An 18,130-nucleotide genomic window follows, 5' to 3' on the forward strand; every position below is an offset into this window, starting at 1 on the left:
ATCCCCACACAGAATCCAGCGCGCCCACCGAGAGGGGTCGCGACGAGAACTACATCCGTTCTTGCTGGAGACTGGAGACTGGAGACTGGAGACTTGGTGGCTTTCACCCATCCTCGACCCGGGTCGCCACCCTCGCGTCCCCCTCGACGCGGTAGGTGACTCGCACGGGATCGCCAGTCTGAAGGTGCTCGAACAGGTGGCTGAGGGGGGTGCCGTCGTCGCCGAACACGTCGAGCCCGTCGGCGGGGACGAAGCGGAGGCGCTCTCCACCGGATTGGATCTCGAAGGATTCGACCCCCGTCAGATCACCGTCGACCGCGGTGAGCACCCCGGTCACCCGACCCCCGTCGCCGGAACACGCCGTGAAAGGTGCCGTGACCAGAACCAGGATGAGGAGCCCGTTCCTCATCGCGAGGACATCTCGATGCGCCTGGCGTCCGAGGCGCGTTCCTCCTCGAATGCCCATTTGAAGAAGATCACCGCAATCGCCGTCCACAGCACGATGCCCCCGCCGATCTTCATGATCAGACCGGCGATCAGTTGATCGTCGAGCACCGAAAGGCCCCACAATCGCGGCAAGGTCTCGTAGACCGGGAACACCGGCTCGTCGGCGAAAGTGAGGAACGAGGCCGGGATCGTCGGGATCAGCGACTGGAGGAACACGTATCCCATCGACATGAGAGGCGCCAGCTTGGGCAGATCGGGGATCGGCCCCAGCACGGGGAACCACATCATTGCGGCAGTCCCGAGGAGGGCGGCGTGGAGCAGAAAGTGGACGGGTTCGCTCGACAGCATCGCCTCGACAACCGCCGGGGAGTGCATGAAGGCGAGCACGCCGTTGAACGCAAGGAGCGCCACCATCGGCCGGGTGAGCACGCGCAGCACCGGCATCAGGGGCCGGAGCACGACCTGGAGCAGCCACGACGGCGTCCCCTTCAGCAGTGCGGGGGGAACGATCAACGCGAGCACCAGGTGCTCGACCATGTGGAACGAGTAGAGGCTGCCCTCGCCGATGTCGTGAATCGGCCAGGTCTCCACCGCGGCGAACAACACGATGCCGGTGGTGAACCAGGCGATCTGGCGTCGGGTCACCGACGGTTCGCCCGGTGGCGCATGCCTCGCGGCGAGGCGGCACAAACCGTAGACGTAGCCGACGACGAGCCCGGCGATGACACCCAGCACGTCGTAGTGAACATGGAACGGGAAGGCGTCCAGCCCGACAGCCTGCGCGACCATCAGGTGATCAACCGATGAGGACGCCGAAGGTGAACAGCACCACACCGAACAGAATCGGCGTTGCGATCACCCCCATCAGGAAGAGGTTGCGATAGATGGGCGCCTCGAACCGAAGGTGCATGAAGAAGGCGACGACGAGCCAGAACTTCGCCACCGCCATGGCGATCAGCAGCGGAGCGACGACGGCATCGAGCGCGTCGAGGTAGGTGACCGCCACCTCGGCTGCGGTGATCACCGCCAGCAGCACCGCGATCTTCCAATAGTCCCGAGGCCTGGGATGGGGGCGGTGGGTGCTCTCGCTCATGGTCACACCTGCAGCAGGTAGACGACGGTGAAGATCACGATCCAGACGATGTCGACGAAGTGCCAGTAGAGCGCCACCAGCTCGACGTTCATCCCGCCGTCGGCGCGGAGCTTGCCGCCGAACGACATGAACGCCGTCGCCAGCAACAGGATCACCCCGACGGCCACGTGGGCCCCGTGGAAGCTCGTCATCACGAAGAACGCCGAACCGAACGGGCTGGTGGTGACGGTCAGGCCTTCGTGGACGAACTCGGTGAACTCGAAGACCTGGCCGGCGAGGAAGGTCATGCCGAGGAGGGCCGTCGCCAGCAGCCACACCCGCATGCGCCGCCAGTCCTTGCGCTCCGAGGCGTAGTGGGCCAGCACCATCGTCAGGGAGGACATCAGCAAGATGAACGACGAAATCGAGGTGAACGGGATGTCGAAGATCTCGGCCGCCGTCGGCCCGTCGCCGGTGCGATTCCGATACAGAAGGAACGTGGAGATCAGGGTGCCGAAGAACAGACACTCCGAGCCAAGGAATGCCCACATCGCCACCTTGCGCACATGCGGGAGAGGTGGGTGGGCGCCATGCTCGGCCGGATCGGTATGGGTAACGGCGCTCATTCGTGGGGCTCCCTGGTCAGCGGCTCCATCGCCCACCCGAACAGACCCCACATCGTCACCATGAGCCCAGCCGCCACCGCCACCAAGCCGACGGGGAGGTACACGAAGCCCATCAGGGCGATGAACATCCCGAATCCGGTCAGCGCCGGGTAGTACGAAGGCGACGGCATGTGGATGTCCTCCTCGGCGGCGGTGGTCGTCGGAGCCGCTGCCACCGGTACCGCATTGCCCGCCTCGTCCTCGCGGTACTTGTCGTGCCAAAAGGAATCCTCAGAATGCACGGTGGGCACCGTGGCAAAGTTGTAGTGCGGCGGGGGCGACGGGATGGTCCACTCGAGGGTGCGCCCGTTCCAAGGGTCGTTCCCCGCCACCTCGCCGTGGTGACGGCTGCGCCACCAGTTCCACAGGAAGACAAGGATCGAGACGGCGATCAAGTACGACCCGACCGTGGCCACGAAGTTCCAGAACTCGAATCCCAGCCCCTCCGGGTACCGATACGTCCGCCGGGGCATCCCCGCCAGCCCGAGGACGTGCATCGGGGCGAAAGTGAGGTTGAAGCCGATCAACATCGTCCAGAAATGGAGCTTGCCCCAGCCCTCGTGGAGCAATCGGCCGGTGATCTTGGGCCACCAGTAGTAGACGCCGGCAAACAAGCCGAAGATGGCGCCGCCGAAGAGCACGTAGTGGAAGTGGGCGACCACGTAGTAGGTGTCGTGCTGCTGGGTGTCGGCGGGGACTATCGAGTGGGTGACCCCGGAGAGGCCGCCGATGACGAACATGGCGATGAAGCCCAGCGAGAACAGCATCGGTGTCTTGAACCTGATCGAACCTCCCCAGAGCGTCCCTAGCCAGTTGAAGATCTTCACCCCGGTCGGCACCCCGATGAACATCGTCGTCAGCGCGAAAGCCGCCTCCGCCACCGGGCCGAGGCCGCTGGTGAACATGTGGTGCGCCCACACGCCGAAGCCCATGAAGCCGATGGCGATGCCCGAAAAGATCACGAAGGAGCGACCGAACAGGGGCTTACCCGAGAACACCGGCAGCACCTCGGAGACGATGCCCATCGCCGGAAGGATGAGCACGTAGACCTCCGGGTGGCCGAACAGCCAGAACAGGTGCTGCCACAGCACTGGATCGCCACCGCCCGCAGCCGAGAAGAACAGGGTGCCCAGGTTTCGGTCGAGGAATACCTGGAACAGGCCGACGGTGATGATCGGGAGCGAGAAGAGCAGCAAGAAGGCCACGACGAATGCCATCCAGGCGAATACCGGCATCCGCATCAGGGTCATCCCCGGAGCGCGCATGGTGAACACGGTGGTGATGAAGTTGATGGCTGACAGCACCGAGGCCAGGCCGAGTATCAGCAACCCCAGAGCCCAGTAGTCCATTCGGACCACCTCGGAGACCTGCGTGCTGAGCGGGGCATACCCGAACCACCCGCCATCCGGCGCTCCCCCAACGAAGAACGAGATGGTGAGGAACAGCCCCCCGAAGAAGAAGATCCAGTACGAGAGCGCATTGAGTCGGGGGAAGGCGACATCGCGCGCCCCGAGCAGCAGTGGGAGGAAGTAGTTGGTGAAGGCCGCCGCGGCCGGCATGACCACGAGGAACACCATCGTGGTGGCGTGCATCGTGAACATCTGGTTGTAGGCGTCCGCCGACAGCACGTCGCCGTTGGGGAGGGCCAACTGGGTGCGGATCAGGAGCGCCTCGACTCCACCAATCAGGAAGAACATGATTGCCGAGACGCCATAGAGGATGCCGATCTTCTTGTGATCGGTGGAGGTGATCCAACCCCACGCCCCGCCCCGATGGGCGGTGTGATCCGTCGAGGCCATCTGGGTCTCCTCGCTCACTTCAACGTCTCCAGGAGTGCGATCAGGCCGTCGATCTGCTCCTCGGTGAGCCCGAAGTCGGGCATCCCCAGAATTCGACCGGCGGCCAGGTCGTTGCGGTCCGGGTCCATCGGCTTCATGCCCGGCGGGTTACGGAGCCACTCGCGCAGATGCTCCTCATTGTTGGCGAAGGTCGCACCGCCGAACGAGGTCCGCGACGCGAAATGGGTCAGGTTCGGCGCCAACTGCGAAGAGGCGCTGGTGCCATCGATGGCATGGCACGCGGAACAAATCACCTGGAACGTCTCCCAACCCTCGCCGGCGAGGCCCTCGGTAGGAATGACTGCCGGCTGGGCATGAGCCGTCGCCCAAGCATGGAACTCCGCCTCTTCATGGGCGAACACCCGATGGCGCATGTCGGCATGGGCGAGGCCACAGAACTCGGCGCACTGGCCCAGATAGACCCCCGGCTCGTCCGCCTGCAGGGTGAGATGGGTGGTCCGCCCGGGGACCACGTCCCGCTTCCCGTTGAGCTGGGGCACCCAGAACGAGTGGATCACATCCACCGAGGTCATCGACAGGTAGACCGGCCGATCGGTGGGGATGTGCATCTCGTTGGCCGTGCTGAATCCATATTCGGGATAGCGGAACTCCCACCACCACTGATGACCGATGACCTCGACCATGAGAGCGTTCTCTTCCGGCAGCGGCTCCTCCCGCAGATCGAAGATCGTGGCGACCGTCGGCACCGCGATGACGGCAAGGATCACGACCGGGATGATCGTCCACAGGATCTCCAGCTTCGTGTTGCCGTGAACCTGCCGGACCTGTCGGTCCGATCCTTCCCGGTGTCGGTAACGGACCAGGGCAACGAGCAGGGCGACCATCACGAGCACGAACACGACGACCGCGATCCAGAAGACCAGCCAGAACAGGTCGTCGATCTGCCGGGCCTGCGGGCCGGCGGGATTGAGCGAATTCTGGGGGAAGTCGCCTTCGACGATCGAGCCGAGATCGGTGGGGTCGTCGGAGGAGCACGCGCTGACCGCCATAGCCACGATGGATCCAGCCAGCAGCGACAACCGGAGACGCGATCTCTCCATCACGCGGCTACCCGATTCATCGCCATCAAGGGGAGTCCCTCCGGTCCTCCGACTGAGCGGCCGGAATGGTAACCGGCTCCAGCCGCCAGTCTCCAGTCTCCAGTCCCCAGTCCGAACGCTCGGCAAAACCACTTCGGGGGCTCAGGATCCGCTGAGGGCGGCGGCGATCTCTTCGGGCGCCACCACTCCCTCGAACCGTGCCACGACGATGCCCGCGGCGTCGACTACGAAGACCCAGGGCTCGGACGTCAGACCCCACTCCAAGACCGCGGGCACCAGTTCGAGGTTCTGGGCGTCGTCGAGATTCGTGTAGATCTCCACATGGACGAAGTCCACGTCGGGGTGATCGGCGACGATCTCCTTCACGAGGTCGAGAGTGGGGCCGCACACTGCTGTCTGGCAGAACTTCGGGGTGGCGAAGACGATGACCGTAGGACGCCCATTCGAGACCGCTTCGGCGATGCTCAGGGTGTAGAACCGCGGATCGGGCTCGGGATCGGTGCTGATCTCGGCGAGCGGGGCATCGTCGGCGGTCGGGGTGTCCGACTGCGGCGCCGCCTCCCCCACCGCCGGCACGGGGTGGTCGGCGTGGACGGTCACCGGAAACGTCTCGAGAGGCTCGGCACCATCGGGGGTCAGGCGGACGATCCAGGTGCCGGGCTGGTCGAACTCGAACGTCGCCCGATACAGGCCGCTCACTTCGGGGATCACCCAGGTGAAGGTACCGGCGACCGCCTGGGCCGAGGCTTCGTCGCCTTCGGGCCAGACGGAGATCGTGACTGGAATGGTCGGCGAAGGGAGCCTGGCACCGGCAACGTCGGCGACCGCCACCAGCAGCCTCTCCTCCCCCACCCCGAGGTTCTCTGATGCCGCAAAGGCGAAGGCCCCCTCCGGAAACGGTGAAGCCGCGGCAGGGGCGGTGGTCGAGACGGCGTCGTCCCCGCAGGCAACGATGATCAAGAGGAGGGCAAGCACGATTCGGCGCATGGCCCGCGGAGAGTAACCCAGGGGCAGCGACAAGAGATTGCATGACAGCATTCACATCGAGCTTCTTGCCAACCGCCATTCGCCAATTGCCAGTTGCCAGTCCAAGACCCGCGATACTCGCGAGCGTGATCGAACGAGACGAGGTCTTCCGCATCCGCACCCGGCGCACGCCGGGGACGCTCGCCAAAGTGCTGGCGGCCATCGGGGAGCAGGGCGCCCACATCGGCGAGATCGAAACGCTGTCGATCACCCGCGACCACAACGTGCGTGACGTCACCGTGATCGCCCCCGGCGACGAGGCGGTCGATCGGATTCGTGTCGCTATCGAGGCGTTACCGGACGTCGAACTCGTCGAGCACAGCATCGACCGCGTCTTTGCGGCGCACGAGGGCGGCAAGATCGCGGTGGTCCCCACCGTGGAGGTCGAGACGCTGCTCGACATGCGCCAGGTGTACACCCCCGGGGTCGCCCGGGTGGCGCAGGCGATCCACGCCGACCCCGGTCTTGCCGATCGCTACACCTGGCGGCGCAACACGGTGGCAGTCATCAGCGACGGCTCCCGGGTACTGGGCCTGGGCAACCTCGGTCCCCTCGCCGCCCTCCCGGTGATGGAAGGCAAGGCGCTCTTCTACTCCCGCCTGGTGGACCTGAACGCGGTGCCGATCGTGCTCGGGACCACCGACCCCGACGAGATCATCGAGACGGTGGTGCGGATCTCGCCGGGGTTCGGTGGCATCCATCTCGAGGACATCGCCAGCCCCGGTGTGTATCACATCGAACAGCAACTGATCGAGCGGCTCGATATCCCGGTGCTGCACGACGACCAACACGGCACCGCGGTGGTGGTGTTGGCCGCGGTCCTTTCCGCAGTGCGCCTGCTCGACCGGCCGATCGAATCGATGACCTTCGGCCAGGTGGGCCTGGGGGCGGCAGGCTCGGCAATCGCCGTGCTGGCGGCGTCCCTTCCATTCAGCCTCGTCTCGGCATTCGACCCGAACCAGGCAGCAGTGGAGCGGTTCGATCAGGCGGGAGGCGAATGCCGGGCGCCGACCAGGGCCACCGCGGACCCGAGTGGGTTCGACAAGGTGGTGGCCGGGTCCGACGTCCTGGTGCTCACGTCAGGGGTGCCAGGGCTCCTCGAAGCGAGCAAGGTTCGAAAGGGACAGGTAGTCGTGGCACTCACCAACCCGGAGCCAGAGATCGCCATCGACGAGGCGCTTGCCGGCGGGGCCGCGATCGCCGCCGACGGATCGATCGTCAACAACGTGCTCGCCTATCCCGGCCTGTTCCGCGGGGCCCTCGACGCCGGTGCTTCCTCCATCACGACCGCCATGAAGCGGGCAGCCGCCGAGGCCCTCTCATCGCTCGCCACCGGAGCCGACCTCCTCCCCGATGCCCTCGATAGAGCGGTTCATGCCGAGGTGGCAAAGAGAGTGGCTGAAGCAGCCGGATAGGCCTTCCGCCTTCCGCCCTCAGCAAGACCGGGTCAGGGTCTCAACCCCTGTTCAACCGTTTGCGCATCGCGCATCGCGAATTGCGGACCGCCGAAGGCGGTCCCTTCAGACCACCCTATTCACCCACTCCGCTTCTCCGCGATACGCGGCCAGGTTACGTTCGAAGAGGGCGGCGAGGCGCTCGCCGTAACGTGGCGACAGCCCGGCAAGGTGGGGGGAGACGAGCACGCCTGGCAGGTCCCAGAAGGGGGAATCCTGCGGGAGTGGCTCCTGGTCGAAAACGTCGAGCGCCACCCCCTTGAGCCGCCCGTCGCCCATCGCGGTGATCAGCGCGCCGGTGTCGATCACCGATCCCCGGCCGACGTTGACCAGCCAACCGCCGCTGAGCGCCTCCAGTTCCGCCGCACCGACGAGATGCTCGGTCTCGGCCGTTCCGGGGAGCGTGATGACGACGGCGTCGGCGGCCCGGAACACTTCCAGGGTCCCTTCGGGACCGAACACCTTCTCGGCCACTCCCTCGTAGGACGACGGATTCCGTTTGGTACCGATCACTCGCATTCCAAAGGCCCGGGCGCGCCGGGCCACTCCCTCGCCGATGACTCCGAGGCCGAGCACCCCGAGGGTCTTGCCGCTGAGTTCGGTCACCTCGGACCACACCCAGGTCCGGGTTGCCTGGTTGGTCGCCGCAGTGGCGATTCCCCGCGTCATCGCCAACAACAGTCCGAGGGCATGCTCTGAAACCTGCGTCTCATGGATCCCCCGCGCCGAGGTGAGCACCACGCCTTTGGAGCGCAGCAGATCGAGCGGGAACTGATCGGTGCCGGCCGACACCGACTGCACCCAGCGCAGCGACGGGATCAGCCAGTCGTCTGACCAGCGAAATGCGACCACCACCTCGGCTTCGCCGAGGGAGGCCGGCATCTGGTCGGCCGACCGCACGATCAGGGGATTGGTGCCGGGCACGGCTGCGACGGCTTCGGCAACGCCGGAGCCTCCCAGGGGTCCCACGACCAATCGAATCGGTTCCATCCCCTGGAAACTAATCAGCCGCCGAACGGACCGGTATCAGGAGGACCGCCGAATAGGTCGAACAGCGCCGAGAGCCCGGTTCCCAATTGGCCGAATGCCCACCAGAGCACGGCACCCAGCGCGACCAGCGCAGCCGAGGTCAAGGCCACCCGGCCCGCCGAAGGCGCCTGCGCTGCCGGGTCGAGCGGTGCCGACGAGTACACCACGGCCTCCGCCCGGCCGGGGAACACCACCCCGGTGGGCGCCGGACGAACCACCACGGTCTTCTCCGGTGCGGCGGGCCGGTCGCGAAGGTCGATGATCTCCTGGATCGCCTGCGGACCGGGGGTCGGTCCTTGGAAGGGATCCGCGGGGAGTACCGAGGTCAAGAGGCGGACCGAGATCTCCCCGACCGTCGCCGCCGGAGCCTCACCGACCTCCTCGAGCCATGATCGGGCCAATTCGGGACTTGCGCCCAGCACTCGGGCGGCTGCTCTGATCGTGGCGGCGGGCGGAAGGGATTCCGCTCGCTCCCATCTGGCGACGTCGGAGGGACGAACCCCCAGGGCCGCGGCGAGGCGCGCCTGGGTCCACCCCAAGTCGAAACGCCGCGCGCGCAAGGCCTGCCCGAACCGCGGCCGGACCGATCTCATGACTCCCACAGGAGGCATCGTAAACGAAACCCGACCACCGTGTGTAGTCGAGTCAACCGCAACGAGACACCACGGGCGGCGTGAGGCAGTGGACGGTCAAAGGCCCCACGGTCGGCTGGGCAGGGACCCGGCCGACACCGCGATGAGGCGTCAGCCGAAGAGGCATTAACAGGCGGTCGAGCCGCTACCTTGGCGGAACCCACGAGGAGGGCGACGGACTCGAATGAGGCAGCGCATGCGGCTCCTCGTTGTCGTTGCCTTCGGGAGCCTCCTCGTCTCGATGGTCGGGATCGGGATCTTCGAGAAGGGCACCAACCCCGAGATCGAGACCTGGTTCGACGTCATCTGGTGGTGGGTGGTCACCAGCACCACTGTCGGCTATGGCGACATCGTCCCCATTACGGAGGGAGGGCGAATAGTGGCCATCGTGACGATCGTGAGCGGCTTCTTCGTGTTCACGAACCTGATCGCCATGATCGTCGAGTCGACTCACCGCGTCATCGACCGGCACCGCGCCGGAACCGCGCAGATCCGGTTCGGGGGCCACATCATGATTTGCGAGTACACCGCCATCGCCGATGAGCTGGTACAGAGCCTCCCCCGGGTGCCCGAACTCCGTGGTTACCCGGTTGTGATCACAACCGACCTCGTCGATCGCAACCCCTACCCAGAACACTGGTTCGTGCGTGGCGTCCCCATCAACCCCTCGGTTCTCCGCCAGGCCAACTGCGCCGGCGCCGTGATGGTGTTCGTGTTCGCCAACCTCCGCTTCGCCGACCCGGACGCGAAAACACTGCACATCGCTTCGCGCGTGCGCGCTCTGAACCCCCATGCGCTGATCGTGGTCGAGATCGTCGACCCCCACAGCGAGTTGATGAGGCACGCCGCCCCGGACCTGGTGGTGATTTCAAGCAGGGAGGCGATGCTCCATGTGCTCGACCCGGCGCCGTTCAACCCGCTGGACCTGCTCGACGAGGAGCGCAAGGCTGATTTCCTCGCCCGGCTCCCTCACCCGCCCCAGCCCGAGGGCTGATCTCGAGCGGGTGGCGGACATCGGACACGGAGACCACCCGCCAACCGCATTGTCCCATAGGGGGATTCCGGATAGCGTGCCCGGCGGAGGCGTTCGAGTGCCTGGTGGGCTCCCCGGTCTTCAAAACCGGAGGCGGGCCTCATCGGCCCGCAGGGTTCGATTCCTTGCGCCTCCGCGATGAGTAGCAAGTCGCAAGTGGCAAGTCGCAAGAAGGCCGGGTCCAACATGGAGCAGCCGATCCGAAAGCGTCCCCTCCGCCGGTTGTGGCGCTACGCCGCCGGGCACCGCCGGGATGTGATCGCGGCGTCGTCGTGGTCAGTGCTCAACAAGACCTTCGACATCGCTCCGCCGATGCTGATCGGCGCCGCGGTCGACATCGTGGTCCGCCAGGAGGGGTCGGTGCTGGCGTCGTTCGGGTTCGAGACGCCGCGTTCTCAGATCGTGGCGCTGGCCGTGATCACCTTCATCATCTGGGCGCTCGAGTCGCTCTTCGAGTACCTGCACGGGGTCGCCTGGCGCAACCTCGCCCAGAGCATCCAGCACGAGCTTCGGATAGACGCCTACACCCAGCTGCAGGAACTCGAGCTCCGCTACTTCGAGGACCGGGCGACCGGTGACCTGATGGCGGTGCTCAACGACGACGTCAATCAACTCGAGCGCTTCCTCGACCGTGGCGCCAACGAGATCCTCCAGGTGCTGACCACCGTGGTGCTCATCGGGGCGATCTTCTTCTACCTGGCCCCCGGCATCGCCTGGCTGGCGTTCCTCCCGATCCCATTCATCCTGTGGGGATCGTTCCGGTTCCAGCGGTTGCTAGAGCCGCGGTACGCCGACGTGCGGGAGCGGGCGGCGGCGGTGAACGCGGAATTGTCCAATCACCTCGGCGGCATCTCGACGATCAAGGCATTCACCGCAGAGGACGACAGCGTCCGCCGGATCGAACAGGAGAGCGAGCGATACCGCCACGCCAACCGGTCGGCGATTCGTTTGTCGAGCGCCTTCTCCCCACTGATCCGCGTGGTGATCCTGGTCGGGTTCACCGCCACCCTGGTCTGGGGCGGCTTCCGGGCGCTCGAGGGCGGCCTCGAAGTCGGCGCCTACAGCGTGATGGTGTTCCTCACCCAGCGCCTGCTGTGGCCGTTGACCCGCCTCGGCGAGACATTCGACCTCTACCAGCGGGCCATGGCGTCCACCAACCGCATCCTCGACGTCGTCGACGCTCGACCGCGTCTCCAGGACGGCGATCGACCGCTCCCCCGCGAGACGGTCAAGGGCGACCTCCACTTCGACGGGGTCACCTTCGCCTACCAGGCGGGCCACCGCGTCCTCAACGACATCAACGTGGCGGCCGAGGCGGGACGAACCACCGCCTTCGTCGGAGCCACCGGATCGGGCAAGACGACCCTCGTGAAGTTGCTGCTCCGCTTCTACGACGTCGACTCGGGGCGGATCACGGTCGACGGGCACGATCTGCGCAACCTCAAGGCCCGGGACCTGCGACGGGCGATCGGCCTCGTGAGCCAAGACGTGTTCCTGTTCCACGGAACCGTGCGCGACAACATCGCCTATGGGCGGCCCGAAGCCACCGACGATGAGATTCGGGCAGCCGCCGAAATCGCCGAGGCCCACGAATTCATCACCCGCCTCCCCGAGGGTTACGCCACCATCGTCGGCGAGCGCGGCCAGAAGCTGAGCGGCGGCCAACGCCAGCGCGTGTCGATCGCTCGCGCGGTGTTGGTCGACCCGCCGATCCTGGTACTCGACGAAGCGACCTCGGCCGTCGACAACGAGACCGAAGCGGCGATCCAACGGTCCCTCGAGCGGATCTCCCTCGACCGAACAACTGTCGTGATCGCCCACCGCCTCTCCACCATCCGCCACGCCGACCGCATCTATGTGCTCGACGACGGCCGGGTAGCCGAAGTGGGCACGCACGACGAGTTGCTCGCCAACTCCCGGATCTACCGCGCTCTGTGGGATGTGCAGACGGGTGAGGCAGTGAGGTGGCATGAAGGCTGAAGCAGCCTTCATGCCTTCCGCCTCCCGCCTCCCGCCTCCCGCCTCCCGCCTCCCGCAAGAGAGCGGTGAGAGTCTCGCCAAGCGTTCAGCCGGTCGCGCATCGCGCATCGCGGTCGGCGACGCTAGCCGTCCACACCCGTGGGAACATGCGTACATGACCAACCGACATGTTGGGCGCTCTCGGCGCCGGCTCACTGCGACCGTCACCGATGTCACGGTCGCCGTTCAGCGGACCCTGATCGTCGCCCTCGACGACGGGCGCGACTCGTCAGGGGTCGACATGTCGTTGGACGAAATCGAGCGACTGGTCGACACGGCCGGGTCCATCGTGGTGGAGCGGGCGGTGCAGAAGCGTCCCAAACCCGACCCCGCCACCTACATCGGGAAGGGAAAGGCCGAAGAGTTGGCGAACATCGGTCGGGCGAGTGACATCGACCTGGTGGTCGTGGACGGGGAGCTGTCCCCGATCCAACAGCGCAATCTCCAGGAGATCTTCGGGACCGACGTCGTCGACCGGGTGGCTTTGATCCTCGACATCTTCGCCCAGCACGCCACCAGCAAGGCCGGCCGGGCGCAGGTGGAACTCGCCATGCTCCACTACTTGCTCCCCCGCCTCCGCGGGAAGGGCGTCGAGATGAGCCGCCTTGGCGCCGGAATCGGCACCCGCGGCCCAGGCGAGACCCGCCTCGAAACCGACCGGCGGCGGGTGCTGCGCCGAATCTCCCAGCTCAAAGTGGAACTGGAGGAACTCGAGGTGGTCCGGGCGACCCAGCGCAAGGCCCGGATGAAGTCAGAGGTTCCTTCGGTCGCTCTCGTGGGATACACCAACGCGGGCAAGTCGAGCCTGCTCAACCGGCTGACTGACGCCGGAGTACTCGTCGAGGACCGGCTGTTCTCCACCCTGGATGCCACGGTGCGGCGGCTCGAATTGCCCAGCGGCCGCGAGGTGGTGGTATCCGACACCGTCGGCTTCCTGCGCGACCTTCCCCATGGACTGGTCGACGCGTTCCACTCGACGCTCGAGGAAACGGTCGGCAGCCACTTGCTGGTCCACGTGGTCGACGCGGCCGCGGACGACCCCGAGCGCCAGATCGCCGCCGTCCGGGCGACCCTGCAGGAGATCGAGGCGCATCAGATCCCGGAAATGATGGTGCTCAACAAGATCGATATCGCGTCACCGATTGCAGTGGACCGGCTCCTCGCCCGTCATCCCGGTGCCGTGCCGGTTGCCGCGACCCGGGGAACCGGAATCGATGCCCTGCTCGAGGCGCTCGACGTGACGCTATCTCTCGACCGGATCGACGTCGAGGTGCTCATCCCCTTCGAACGTGGTGACCTGGTCGATCTGATCCACCGGATCGGCGACATCGTGTCGGAGTCCCACGAGCCCGCAGGAACCCGGGTGAAGGCCCGGATACCGAAACGCTACGCCGGGTCGTTCGATTAGTCACGCCGTCCACCAATGACGGTCAGGACGCTCGTTCGAGGATGGGGTCGAAGAACCGTGCCAGCTCGGCCTTGAGGCTGTCCAGCGAGCCGACCACGTACAGCTCGGTGTGCTGCTCGTACATCACCTTGTCGTGACCCACCACGTTCTCGACGGTGAAGTCGTGGTAGTCCATCTTTCCCTCGGCCGCGCGGGTGAATTCGTCGCCCCCTGACATCAAGCCGGTGCCGAACACCTTGAGCTCGCCGTCCTCGCGCTTCATCCCGAACTCGGTCGAGTACCACGCGAGCCGCTTGATGTTCTCCTTCTCCTCCGAGTCATCGGTCGCCAGATAGGCAGGAGCGAACATCTCCTGCAGCGCGGCGTACTCGGGGAGCATGAAGAACGGAAGGTGGCCGAAGATGTCATGGAACATGTCGGGCTCCGGTGTCCAATCGAGCTCCTCCCATGACCGCATGTAGTTGGTGATGAGGAACTCTTTGCGATCGAAGTAGCGGTACCACTCGTCGCTGTCGGTGTAGCGAGTATCCGTGCGGACGATGGTCCAGCCGCTCGCCGGGGTGATCTTCGAGTTGAGGTAATCGAGGCTCGGAATCTCGTCGGCGGGGAGTTGGAGCAGGTCGAATCCGGTGATGTACTCCGAGCAGGCATGCTTGCGGATCTTCGGTAGCTGCCGACGGTACAGCTCAGCCCACGTCTTGTGCTGTACCGGGGTGAAGTCGATGTCCTCCATGGGCGGATCCCTCCAGATTGGTGCCTGAAAGGTACCGCAGGAGGCCTCGCTTCGCTCGGCCTCGGCTCCGGCTCCTGCTCCTGCTCCGGCTCCAGCAAGAAAGGAGCCGACTCGTGCCCGCCGGAAGGCGGATGGCGGAAGGCCGCCCGGCTACGCGATCAGGGACCTTTCGATGTCGCCGACCGTCTTGGCCCCGCACAGCGTCATCGCCCGGGTCAGCTCCTGGGCCAGTTCCTCAAGCACCGCCGCCGCCCCGTGCTCCCCGCCCACGACCAGACCCCACAGCACGGGCCGGCCCACCAGGACTGCGGTCGCCCCAAGGGCGAGTGCCTTGAGGATGTCGGTGCCACTACGGATTCCGCCGTCCACCAGCAGCGGTACCCGCCCGCCGATGGCGTCGGCGATGGCGGGAAGAGCGTCCGCCGACGCAATCGCACCATCGAGTTGGCGTCCCCCGTGATTGCTCACGATCACGCCGGCGGCACCCGCTTCGACGGCCGCGACCGCGTCGTCTGGATGCAGAACCCCCTTGACCAGCAGCGGCAAAGCGGTGACACCGGCGATCCATTCGAGGAGGTCGGGTGTCAACGATGGCTCGAATGCAGCGTCGGAGTACTCAGACAGGGCCGAGCCTCCGCCGCTCTCGAGAGAGGCTTCGAGATTGGCGACCGTGATGCCGTCGGGGAGCTGAAACCGATTCGTTTCGTCCCGGCGCCGCCGCCCCACCACCGGAACGTCGACCGTGAGCACCACCGCAGTACATCCCGACCCCTCGGCACGCTCGAGCAGCCGACGGCTGAGACCGCGGTCGCGATGGAGGTAGAACTGGAACCATCGTTGCGAGTCACCGACTGCCGCCGCGATGTCCTCCAGGGTCACGGTCGACATCGTCGAGATGACCATTGGGATGCCGGCCGAATGAGCGGCTCGAGCAGTGGCCACCTCGCCATCGGGGTGCGCCATCCGCTGAAACGCCATGGGGGCGACAAGCATCGGAGCAGCCATCTGGTTACCGAACAACGTCTGCTCGATGGACACCGAGGACAGATCCCGCATGACGCGCGGAATCAGCCGCAGCCGCTGCCACGACGCCTCGTTGTCGCGAAGCGTGACTTCGTCGTCGGACCCGCCGGCGAAGTACTCGTAGGCCGCCCGGTCGAGCACCTGGCGCGCTCGCGTCTCGAGTGCAGCGGAATCCATTCGGGCGAGGCTACCGGCCTGGACCATGCGCCGAGGCGGCGCGGCCGCCAAGCCCTATCGGACAGGTAGCCTCTGCCGACTCACGAGGGAGGCCGACATCCGCAGAGCAGCCGCACTCATGGCCTTGATGGTCCTCGCCACCGCCTGCGGTGGGGGCACGGGGTCCACCACCGTCACCACTGGGGCTGGAACCGCCTCCACCACCACGAGCAGCGCCGCGCCCGGGCAGGGGACGTGGTTCGACGATCTCGCCGCCGGCATCTGCTTCGACAGTGTCTTCAACGGCGACGACTTCGACTTCTCCACACCTCCGGCAATCGTCCCTTGCGAAGCCGCCCATGACAACGAAGTCGCCGCACTGGTGGACATCGCTCCCGGTGCCGGCGGTTCATACCCCGGCGAAGAGGCGGTCAATGACTCGGCGACCGCTGGGTGTGACGCCGCGTTCGAAGGTCATCTGGGCCGACCCCTCGGCGAAACGCTCCTTTCGGCCTTCGTGGTATGGCCCGACGAGGCCGACTGGGCCGCCGGAGCGCGTCAGGCGGTTTGTGCCGTGAATTCCGACGAGCCCCTCCTCGGGACCACTTTCAGCGGCTCGCTTCAGGTCGATGGCGAAACCCTCGCGGTGCTTGCCGAGGTCGATGGCGTCCTCGACGTGTGGCTGATGGATGGCACCACCGGCGAATTGACGCGGAATCTGACTTCCGGAGAGGCCACCGGCACTCTGAGCTCTCAACCATCGTGGGCGCCGGACGGCAGCGCGGTGGCGTTCGCCGCGATCGGCGCAGGGGGTGACAGCGACCTGTTCCTGGCTCTCGTGGACGAAGAGGGCGTCCTGCCCCTCCTCGAGGCGGAGGGGAGCGACGATCGGCCGGTGATCGCACCGGTCGACACCAAGGTCGCGTTCATCTCCGATCGGGAAAGCGACGAATTCGAGATCTATGTAATCGACCTCGATGCGGGTGGGGTGGTCACCCGACTCACCGAATTCGAAGATCGCGACTCGTCGCCTACCTGGTCGCCAGATGGCACCCAGATCGCCTTTCGGCGGCGGACCGATGGCAACAGTGACATCTTCGTCATGAACTCGGACGGCACCGATGTTCGCCAGTTGACCAACAACCTCGCTTTCGACGGAGACCCGGCCTGGTCGCCCGACGGGACCGAGATCCTGTTCACCTCCGACCGTTCGGGCAACTTCGACATCTGGGTGATGAACGCCGACGGTTCGGGCCAGGTCGCGCTCACCGACCACCCAGGCGACGACGAGTACCCGACCTGGTCTCGTGACGGCGAGTACATCGCGTTCCAGTCGTACCGTCACCGAGCCACCCAGATCTGGGTGATGCGTTGGGACGGCTCCGACCAATCGCTGCTCGCTCTCGATGCCCCCACCGGCTACCCGATGTTCGCCCCGGTGGCGATCGGCGGGTAGCCGAGAGACGAAGCCCAACAACGGGCAGCGCTACTCGAACGCCTTGCGCATCTCCCTGCTGGTCGCGACCACCTTGTAGCCCAGGCCTTCGTACAGGCGAAAGGCGCCGGTGGGGTTGGTGGTGTGCACGCCCAGGGCCACCTCCGTCATTCCCATGCCACGAAACATCCGCATACTCTCGGCGATCAGGGACCGGGCCACGCCCTTGCCGCGCCACGGGCGTTGCACCGAAATGCTCTCGGTGTATCCGCGCTTGCGGCTGTACTCCTTGTTCGAGTCGTGGTCGATGTAGTTGAGGACCATGCCGACGATCTGATCGCCCTCGAAAGCGACCCTCCACAACGAGGGATCCTTGCAGTAGTGGCCCCCGAGGAACTCGCGGTAATCGTTTTCGGTGCCCGGGGAGTAGCCGACGTGATCCCGGAATGCTTCCTGATCGGCCTCCCACACCCTGCGGGCGTCGTCGATGGACATCGGGCGGAGTTCGAGACCATCGGGCAAGGGCAGGTCGGGAATCGGCTCGTCGAGCGGCCGGGTCATCTCGGCATACATCTCGGTAGGGGCGTAACCGGCCGCCTGGAGCGCCTCCCGCCGGACGACCTCGCCGTCGTCGAACCACGACTCGAACACGGTGGTTCCCGCGTCGTAGGGCTTTTCGGCGGCAATCTCCCGAAGGCGCGCCTCAGACCACTCGAGCATCGTGGTGCCCACCCCGAGCCCGCGGACTGCCGGATGCACCCATCCCACATGGACCAGCACCCGCACCCGGGTCGCCTCTTCGATCCACCAGGTGACCCGGAAGTAGCCGACGATGCCGTCGTCCGTCTCGGCGATCAAGAGGTCGGTGTCGAGATCGCAGTTGTTGAGATTGCTGTAGACGTTCCGCATGGTCTCGACCGTGTCGGTGCGGTCCACTCCGTCGGCCCGCTTGGCGGCAGAGAGCACCGCGACCATGCCAACTAAGTCGTCATCGCCCCCGAAGTGACGGAAGCGGACGCGGTCGATTGGTTCAGGAAGGCTGGGCATCGGCGTGGAGGATACAGGGAGCCTTCCGCCTTCCGCCTTCCGCCTTCCGCGC

At 66.0% G+C, this 18,130-nt stretch carries 17 protein-coding genes and 1 tRNA gene; 6 read left to right on the forward strand and 12 right to left on the reverse strand.

Annotated features, from left to right (window positions below):
• Positions 1 to 103: 103 nt before the first annotated feature.
• The 7 genes from WD184_02105 to WD184_02135 form a co-directional block, all read right to left on the reverse strand.
• Entirely contained in the window at positions 104 to 409 is a 306-nt protein-coding gene (locus WD184_02105; GenBank protein MEX0825542.1) for a hypothetical protein, read from the reverse strand.
• Positions 406 to 1,236 (reverse strand): cytochrome c oxidase assembly protein, encoded by an 831-nt coding sequence (locus WD184_02110; GenBank protein ID MEX0825543.1) that lies wholly within the window; start codon positions 1,234 to 1,236, stop codon positions 406 to 408. Before WD184_02110 ends, WD184_02105 begins: the two co-directional genes overlap by 4 nt.
• Positions 1,237 to 1,243: 7 nt before the next feature.
• Positions 1,244 to 1,540 (reverse strand): cytochrome C oxidase subunit IV family protein, encoded by a 297-nt coding sequence (locus tag WD184_02115; GenBank protein ID MEX0825544.1) that lies wholly within the window; start codon positions 1,538 to 1,540, stop codon positions 1,244 to 1,246.
• A gap of 2 nt (positions 1,541 to 1,542) precedes the next feature.
• Positions 1,543 to 2,145, reverse strand: coding sequence for a cytochrome c oxidase subunit 3 (locus tag WD184_02120; protein MEX0825545.1), 603 nt, complete (start codon positions 2,143 to 2,145; stop codon positions 1,543 to 1,545).
• Positions 2,142 to 4,001, reverse strand: a complete 1,860-nt coding sequence (ctaD, locus tag WD184_02125) for a cytochrome c oxidase subunit I (GenBank protein MEX0825546.1) — start codon at positions 3,999 to 4,001, stop codon at positions 2,142 to 2,144. The genes WD184_02120 and ctaD overlap by 4 nt, the downstream gene beginning before the upstream one ends.
• Entirely contained in the window at positions 3,998 to 5,083 is a 1,086-nt protein-coding gene (gene coxB, locus WD184_02130) for a cytochrome c oxidase subunit II (GenBank protein MEX0825547.1), read from the reverse strand. The genes ctaD and coxB overlap by 4 nt, the downstream gene beginning before the upstream one ends.
• A gap of 141 nt (positions 5,084 to 5,224) precedes the next feature.
• Positions 5,225 to 6,070, reverse strand: a complete 846-nt coding sequence (locus WD184_02135) for a thioredoxin family protein (protein ID MEX0825548.1) — start codon at positions 6,068 to 6,070, stop codon at positions 5,225 to 5,227.
• Between the two features lie 125 nt (positions 6,071 to 6,195).
• On the opposite strand from WD184_02135, the gene WD184_02140 reads away from it, so the two are divergent.
• Complete coding sequence (locus tag WD184_02140; protein MEX0825549.1) at positions 6,196 to 7,524, forward strand: NAD-dependent malic enzyme; 1,329 nt, start codon at positions 6,196 to 6,198, stop codon at positions 7,522 to 7,524.
• A 105-nt stretch (positions 7,525 to 7,629) separates the two neighbouring features.
• Here the strand turns inward: WD184_02140 and WD184_02145 are convergent, their stop codons facing one another.
• Positions 7,630 to 8,553: a D-2-hydroxyacid dehydrogenase gene (locus tag WD184_02145; GenBank protein MEX0825550.1), complete on the reverse strand. Its 924-nt coding sequence runs from the start codon at positions 8,551 to 8,553 to the stop codon at positions 7,630 to 7,632.
• A gap of 14 nt (positions 8,554 to 8,567) precedes the next feature.
• The gene (locus WD184_02150; protein ID MEX0825551.1) at positions 8,568 to 9,185 is read right to left on the reverse strand and encodes a helix-turn-helix transcriptional regulator; all 618 of its coding nucleotides are present in this window, start codon (positions 9,183 to 9,185) and stop codon (positions 8,568 to 8,570) included.
• A 223-nt stretch (positions 9,186 to 9,408) separates the two neighbouring features.
• Here WD184_02150 and WD184_02155 point away from each other — a divergent pair, with 223 nt between their 5' ends.
• From WD184_02155 to hflX, 4 genes are all read left to right on the forward strand, one after another.
• Positions 9,409 to 10,218, forward strand: coding sequence for an ion channel (locus WD184_02155; protein ID MEX0825552.1), 810 nt, complete (start codon positions 9,409 to 9,411; stop codon positions 10,216 to 10,218).
• 85 nt (positions 10,219 to 10,303) lie between these two features.
• A tRNA-Sec gene (locus WD184_02160) sits at positions 10,304 to 10,393 on the forward strand.
• A gap of 50 nt (positions 10,394 to 10,443) precedes the next feature.
• Entirely contained in the window at positions 10,444 to 12,237 is a 1,794-nt protein-coding gene (locus WD184_02165; GenBank protein ID MEX0825553.1) for an ABC transporter ATP-binding protein, read from the forward strand.
• 154 nt (positions 12,238 to 12,391) lie between these two features.
• Positions 12,392 to 13,684, forward strand: a complete 1,293-nt coding sequence (hflX, locus tag WD184_02170; GenBank protein ID MEX0825554.1) for a GTPase HflX — start codon at positions 12,392 to 12,394, stop codon at positions 13,682 to 13,684.
• A 22-nt stretch (positions 13,685 to 13,706) separates the two neighbouring features.
• Here hflX and WD184_02175 read toward each other — a convergent pair whose 3' ends face one another.
• Positions 13,707 to 14,417 carry a hypothetical protein gene (locus WD184_02175; protein MEX0825555.1) on the reverse strand — a complete coding sequence of 237 codons (711 nt, stop codon included), beginning with the start codon at positions 14,415 to 14,417 and terminating at the stop codon, positions 13,707 to 13,709.
• A gap of 150 nt (positions 14,418 to 14,567) precedes the next feature.
• On the reverse strand, positions 14,568 to 15,617 hold the full coding sequence (locus WD184_02180) for an alpha-hydroxy acid oxidase (GenBank protein MEX0825556.1): 1,050 nt from the start codon (positions 15,615 to 15,617) through the stop codon (positions 14,568 to 14,570).
• Between the two features lie 25 nt (positions 15,618 to 15,642).
• Here WD184_02180 and WD184_02185 point away from each other — a divergent pair, with 25 nt between their 5' ends.
• A complete protein-coding gene (locus WD184_02185; GenBank protein MEX0825557.1) occupies positions 15,643 to 17,052 on the forward strand; it encodes a septum formation family protein in 1,410 nt (469 codons plus the stop codon).
• A gap of 30 nt (positions 17,053 to 17,082) precedes the next feature.
• On the opposite strand, the gene WD184_02190 is transcribed toward WD184_02185, so the two are convergent.
• Positions 17,083 to 18,078 carry a GNAT family N-acetyltransferase gene (locus WD184_02190; GenBank protein MEX0825558.1) on the reverse strand — a complete coding sequence of 332 codons (996 nt, stop codon included), beginning with the start codon at positions 18,076 to 18,078 and terminating at the stop codon, positions 17,083 to 17,085.
• Between the last annotated feature and the right edge of the window lie 52 nt (positions 18,079 to 18,130).

It is taken from the genome of Acidimicrobiia bacterium (genome assembly GCA_040878325.1).
Taxonomy (GTDB): domain Bacteria; phylum Actinomycetota; class Acidimicrobiia; order Spongiisociales; family UBA11373; genus JAUYIV01.

Coding starts and splice junctions, on each gene's coding strand:
- WD184_02155 (MEX0825552.1), top strand. CDS start 9,409: ATGAGGCAGCGCATGCGGCTCCTCGTTGTCGTTGCCTTCGGGAGCCTC.
- WD184_02115 (MEX0825544.1), bottom strand. CDS start 1,540: ATGAGCGAGAGCACCCACCGCCCCCATCCCAGGCCTCGGGACTATTGG.
- WD184_02180 (MEX0825556.1), bottom strand. CDS start 15,617: ATGGATTCCGCTGCACTCGAGACGCGAGCGCGCCAGGTGCTCGACCGG.
- hflX (MEX0825554.1), top strand. CDS start 12,392: ATGACCAACCGACATGTTGGGCGCTCTCGGCGCCGGCTCACTGCGACC.
- WD184_02190 (MEX0825558.1), bottom strand. CDS start 18,078: ATGCCCAGCCTTCCTGAACCAATCGACCGCGTCCGCTTCCGTCACTTC.
- WD184_02185 (MEX0825557.1), top strand. CDS start 15,643: ATGCGCCGAGGCGGCGCGGCCGCCAAGCCCTATCGGACAGGTAGCCTC.
- WD184_02150 (MEX0825551.1), bottom strand. CDS start 9,185: ATGAGATCGGTCCGGCCGCGGTTCGGGCAGGCCTTGCGCGCGCGGCGT.
- WD184_02120 (MEX0825545.1), bottom strand. CDS start 2,145: ATGAGCGCCGTTACCCATACCGATCCGGCCGAGCATGGCGCCCACCCA.
- coxB (MEX0825547.1), bottom strand. CDS start 5,083: ATGGAGAGATCGCGTCTCCGGTTGTCGCTGCTGGCTGGATCCATCGTG.
- WD184_02110 (MEX0825543.1), bottom strand. CDS start 1,236: ATGGTCGCGCAGGCTGTCGGGCTGGACGCCTTCCCGTTCCATGTTCAC.
- WD184_02145 (MEX0825550.1), bottom strand. CDS start 8,553: ATGGAACCGATTCGATTGGTCGTGGGACCCCTGGGAGGCTCCGGCGTT.
- WD184_02105 (MEX0825542.1), bottom strand. CDS start 409: ATGAGGAACGGGCTCCTCATCCTGGTTCTGGTCACGGCACCTTTCACG.
- WD184_02165 (MEX0825553.1), top strand. CDS start 10,444: ATGGAGCAGCCGATCCGAAAGCGTCCCCTCCGCCGGTTGTGGCGCTAC.
- WD184_02175 (MEX0825555.1), bottom strand. CDS start 14,417: ATGGAGGACATCGACTTCACCCCGGTACAGCACAAGACGTGGGCTGAG.
- WD184_02135 (MEX0825548.1), bottom strand. CDS start 6,070: ATGCGCCGAATCGTGCTTGCCCTCCTCTTGATCATCGTTGCCTGCGGG.